The sequence below is a fragment of the Rhodopirellula maiorica SM1 genome, assembly GCF_000346295.1.
Classification (GTDB): domain Bacteria; phylum Planctomycetota; class Planctomycetia; order Pirellulales; family Pirellulaceae; genus Novipirellula; species Novipirellula maiorica.
In genome coordinates this window covers 1-4,681 of record NZ_ANOG01000465.1, presented here as the reverse complement: position 1 = coordinate 4,681, position 4,681 = coordinate 1, and the positions used below count along the sequence as shown (strand labels likewise).

The window sequence follows — 4,681 nt, the reverse complement described above, 5'->3', positions numbered from 1 at the left end:
CAATGAACGGCTTTGAGGTCGAAATGGATTCGGTGGGGGACGTGCAAGCGGCGGAAGCAACTGGTGTCAGCAACGTCGACGGAATCGGACTAACGCGAAGCCTTCCCTATGGACGCTACCGGATGACGGTAAGCGGAAACGGTTGGCATGCTCGTGATCTGGTGACGTTGGAAGTAGGCAAGCCGCTCGCATTGACCGTTGTCGCACCGACGCCAAACCAGCTTGGCGAATTGCATTTGCAAGCTTCGCTAGCAACCGACGGTTTAACCGATTTTCCGTTTGGTGAGTGGGAGGTCAAAGGTAACCGCGGTTGGGGCACGCGGATCGTCCCCCAACCCGGCGAAATCCAACAAGACTCTGGTGATTGGAAAACATTTCCCACGGTGTCCGACGGTATCGACGTCGTGGCAGTCGTTGTGGAAATCGCTATCAAGCGACGTATAAAGCAACCCAGCGGCAACCATTTGACGTGGGAGTGGCGGCAATCATCGGATGTTGGGCAGCAGCCAAGTCTAAAATGGCTTGTTCAGTCCGACGGAACCGTGCGACCGCTTTTGAGTGTTTCCGAGCAAAACTGTCAAATTAGTCGACCAACGGCGTGGTTCCAAAACTTGGCTCCTGATAAGGAAAAGGATAGCTCTGAAAGTGAGCGTTCATCTCACAGCGAACGGCTTGGCTATCACGTTCTGACGTTGGGATCCGAGCATCAAGATAGCGCAGGAATCGAGCTGCCTGCCGGGCAGTTTCAATTGTCTAACGACACGATCTACGGTCGTCCCACACCCAACGTGTTGCAAGTGATCGATAAAAAGCCTGAATCCACTGCGGAGCAGATCTGGCTTCATGGTGTCATTTTACATGAATCGCCAGGATGGCTGACTCGGCTGTTGGGAGATTCGTGGGATCACGATCGGCGAGGTGTCAACAAAGAGGTCGACGTCGCTCTCGACGCACGCAAAGAGGTTGCCATCGGCGTTGGCAAACAGGCCGCATCGGATGACGTCTCAAAGTCACCTCGAGGCTGATCGCGAGTAAGCCTGGATGACGGCGGTGCGCCGTGTTCCCAATGGGGCAAACGTTCAGTTGACGCTCCTGGTGGTCCACGTCGGGTACTCCGGTGTCATCGCCCGGAGACCGCTTAGCGAAATAAGTGCGTTAATCGCAGGAATCGAAACAGTTTGCCCAGCATTCTGGCTCGTTCAATACGACGCTCGGCTTCGCCCTCCAGTTGCAGTCGTCGCGAATGGACGTCACGATCGCTGTACCCGCAGGTTGGACAGCTTTCATCGCTCGTCGTCATCTGTTTCAAGCAACACGGGCATGTTGTTTGAGTCTCGTTGGGCATGATATTTCTCCGATCCGAATAGGAGCAATGGTGTGATCAGATGCAATCCGTAACGCGAATTGCAACGTTGGAAGCGGGACGATGGAGTATAGGTTGTTGGAGATCGTTGATGGAGATCCTGGAGGGAAGGTAATTTTGGCGAACCCCGATTACCCAATCGGTTCCGTTTCGCCAATCTGCTGTTCGCGAATTCGGGCATTCGCTGCTCGAAGAAGTTTCTTTCGCGTGTTTGCCACTTGCTCCGTCAGAGGCAACCTCATGTTTCTCAGGATTCTGACCGCTGAATGCGGATCGTCGTTGTGCCTCAGTTCAATGATCGCAATCTGCAAACATGCGTTGTTCGAATACTTCGAAGACCGTGATGCGAGATAGCGAAGTGGCAGAAGTCGTTCCGCGTATCGATCGGTTTTGGAAAGTTGGTTGGCATATGCCACCAGTGTCGAATCGGGGACTGCGGCAACGCAAGAATTCTGTCGAAGACGAGCAAAGCATGTGATTGCCTCTTCGGTGTGATTCGCCCGAACGGCTCGGGTGAATGACTCGAATGCTGTCGCACAAGGATCGCGTTTTGGCCGAGTCAGTGCACTGTGGGGCGTCGTGGTGGCAGCGGGCGACAATGTGTTGCAACCGCGATGCGATGCTTCGTCGACTGGCTCGTTATCGCTATTGCCTGACACGCGACTGGTACCAAATCGCCGGATCCCCGATCGTGAGAACAGATCCCAACCTTCACAGTCGACCATGTCATGCTTGAGCATGAATATTGCGAAGGGGATTCCGGCCGACATCCCCAGCAGGTGTAGCATGGGGGTGGACATTCGGATTCCCGTCCAGGCAACTTGCAGAAATTCAACCGCAAAGTAGAAGAACGCGACCACGCTGATTGGGATCTCGATCGTGCCATAGAACAGCCAGCCCCAGACATAAAAAAAGTGAATGTCATTTTGGGGAGCCCAGATGACTGCCACGGCGAGTAGTGCAAAAATCACCCCGGAGGCGCCGAGTGCGCCGCCCTGGCCATCGGTGAACAGGAACATCGGAATTTGTCCAATCGCTCCGTCGGCAAACGCAAGCCCCAGATACAGCAGGCTGAATCGGTGCCAGCCTAATTTGCCCTCGATGATCAGCCCGAAACACCACAAGAAGATCATGTTTCCGATCAAGTGGGACCAGGACGCATGCATGAACGTACTGGTCACCCACTGGAGCGGATTGATGCGATCAAATTCGAGAATCAACCAATCGTAGTTGCCGGAGTCACCCATTCCGGTGAGTAGAAACAACGCGGTATTGGTGGCAATGATACTGATCGTCGCCACTGGATAGTGGTAGACAGGAGCGTCAGTACCGTAGGGTAGGAGCATAGGTATCCACAGAAACAAGTCCGAACTTCGACCGCCATCTACCCAGGCACCAAACCCGCAAGCACAGGGCGCGCGACATCAAAATAAAACGGCCCAGCTCGAAAACACCGTTTTATTGCTCCGTTCTTTTGTCAATCGTCCAAGCGATGACCGAAGCCAATTTTCGGTGAAGTACACGCAGCATCGATCCGCAGATTTCGGGGCCGTTTTGTTCCAGCATGACGGAATTGATCATGGCGCAAGTAATGACAGAAAGATTGGTGCGACAGAAAGATTGAAAGTGGCGAATCAAACGGTTGTCTCGCCATATTGCAATTGTCGCCTACTTCCCCGCCGTGCATCTGGCGCCCATTGCAACAAACTCGCGATGCGATGGATGCTGCACTCCATGCAACCAGAGGTTGGGCAGGAAAATGGATGGGGCAGAAAAATGGGAGAGCCGGAATGCGATGTCATTTTTTCTGGCGATGACGTCTTGCGACTGAGATGAAGCGAAAGATTAGAAAATGAAAGGGATAAAAAATGAAGACGACGTGAGCGTTCAGCCCCAACGACGAAGCATCATGGCAGGCTCATTTTTCTGTCGCACGAATTTTTCTGTCTAACTATCGTCCGAGCAATCGCCGAACCAAATTCGCAGAGAATTCGATACGCTACAGGAGTGTTTATTCCGCAACAGTCGCCCTCGCCTTTCACCACGTTCGGTGTTTCATGATGCCGCAAGTGAAGACAGAAAGATTGAGATCGCGGCGCATCGCCTGCGGACAGCCTTTAGGTCGCATCCCAATCCAACCGTGACATCCGATGGGAATGGCAGAAAGGCGATGTTTGATGAAATCAAATAGGCCAACGAGCTACCAGCTCTATCGAACGAAAGCAGGAGGATGTTGAACACTGCTTCCCACTCATCTGCGCTAATCGATTAGTGCAGATCAATGCCGATTAGTGTTCCGCGTCGTTCGATCACGTGGCACGCGAGACTAGTCAGCGAAGCACAACCGTGCCGATGTATGACAACCCAATACTGAGCCACGTCCAGGCAAGCAGTTTAGCAAGGGGACGAAATGATCTAGGCAGTTTGTACTGATACGCGACGTGGTTGAAAAGAAGCATCAGCGTGACGACGATGCTCATGTATTTATCGTAACCGTAGTCACCCTCGGTCACCAAGGTTGCGATGTTGACAACGAGCATGACGAGTATAAAGCCGAGAAAAGCATTCTTGTACGGAAAGTGATGCCGCGAAGTAGGGACAGGGTCGATCATCTGCAACTCACGTCTGAGTTTGGGAGGCGTCGCAAGGGGCAGGTCTTGCGTTCGGTGTTTAGTCCGTTAAGTCGATCGACTCAGGTTTGGGTTGACTGTTTTGCTGCTCCGGTGCCTGTAGTGTCAACATCCGCAGTTCGCTATATCGGCCTGTCAAAGTCCATTGGCCGAAAAGGTCACGGCCTGCCCCTATCTCGTGCAGGCGTTGATGACTCCACTCTTCGTTATACGGCACTCCAGTGTCAACGTCAGCGGGTTGTCCTTTGCATCGCGTTCGGTTTGATTCTGATCGATAATGGGTGATCGGATTAGGGGGAAATGGATGAGGGCGGAAGCTCAGCAACATAATCAAGCAACCGAATCATCGCGACTCTATGAGCTTTTGGAGGGCGGCAACGTTCCGTTCGATGAGTTCTACACGCAAATTTGCTACGAGACTTCACTAGACAGGTCCTGAAATGGCGAGTCTTTCCGAGAGGGAATACGAGCCTTTTTCGTAGGCCCGATTCCGAGCGACCAAACGCACATTGGCCTGCCAGATTCATTCGTTCGGAGACATCGTTTGTTCTTCGGTCCCGCCGGCATGTACCCCATGCCGTCTACTTTGGCACTAAGCAGGCAGGCTGGAATCCCGTTAGCCGTTTGGACCAACGCTGTGAAGCATTTTTCTTGACCCGAATGCGCAACTTTTGAACTTGCCATTTTG

Annotated in this window: 4 protein-coding genes; 1 reads left to right on the top strand and 3 read right to left on the bottom strand. The window is 52.9% G+C overall.

Annotated elements, in window-relative coordinates:
* The coding region (locus RMSM_RS40960) for a carboxypeptidase-like regulatory domain-containing protein (RefSeq protein ID WP_008697501.1) at positions 1-1,025 on the top strand (1,025 nt) is incomplete at its 5' end.
* Positions 1,026-1,138: 113 nt separating this feature from the next.
* On the opposite strand, the gene RMSM_RS14685 is transcribed toward RMSM_RS40960, so the two are convergent.
* The 3 genes from RMSM_RS14685 to RMSM_RS14675 all read right to left on the bottom strand — a co-directional run bounded on the left by RMSM_RS14685 (position 1,139) and on the right by RMSM_RS14675 (position 3,975).
* A complete protein-coding gene (locus RMSM_RS14685; RefSeq protein ID WP_040766763.1) occupies positions 1,139-1,345 on the bottom strand; it encodes a hypothetical protein in 207 nt (68 codons plus the stop codon).
* Between the two features lie 149 nt (positions 1,346-1,494).
* Positions 1,495-2,709, bottom strand: coding sequence for a rhomboid family intramembrane serine protease (locus RMSM_RS14680; protein WP_040766761.1), 1,215 nt, complete (start codon positions 2,707-2,709; stop codon positions 1,495-1,497).
* A gap of 984 nt (positions 2,710-3,693) precedes the next feature.
* Positions 3,694-3,975, bottom strand: coding sequence for a hypothetical protein (locus RMSM_RS14675; RefSeq protein ID WP_040766759.1), 282 nt, complete (start codon positions 3,973-3,975; stop codon positions 3,694-3,696).
* Between the last annotated feature and the right edge of the window lie 706 nt (positions 3,976-4,681).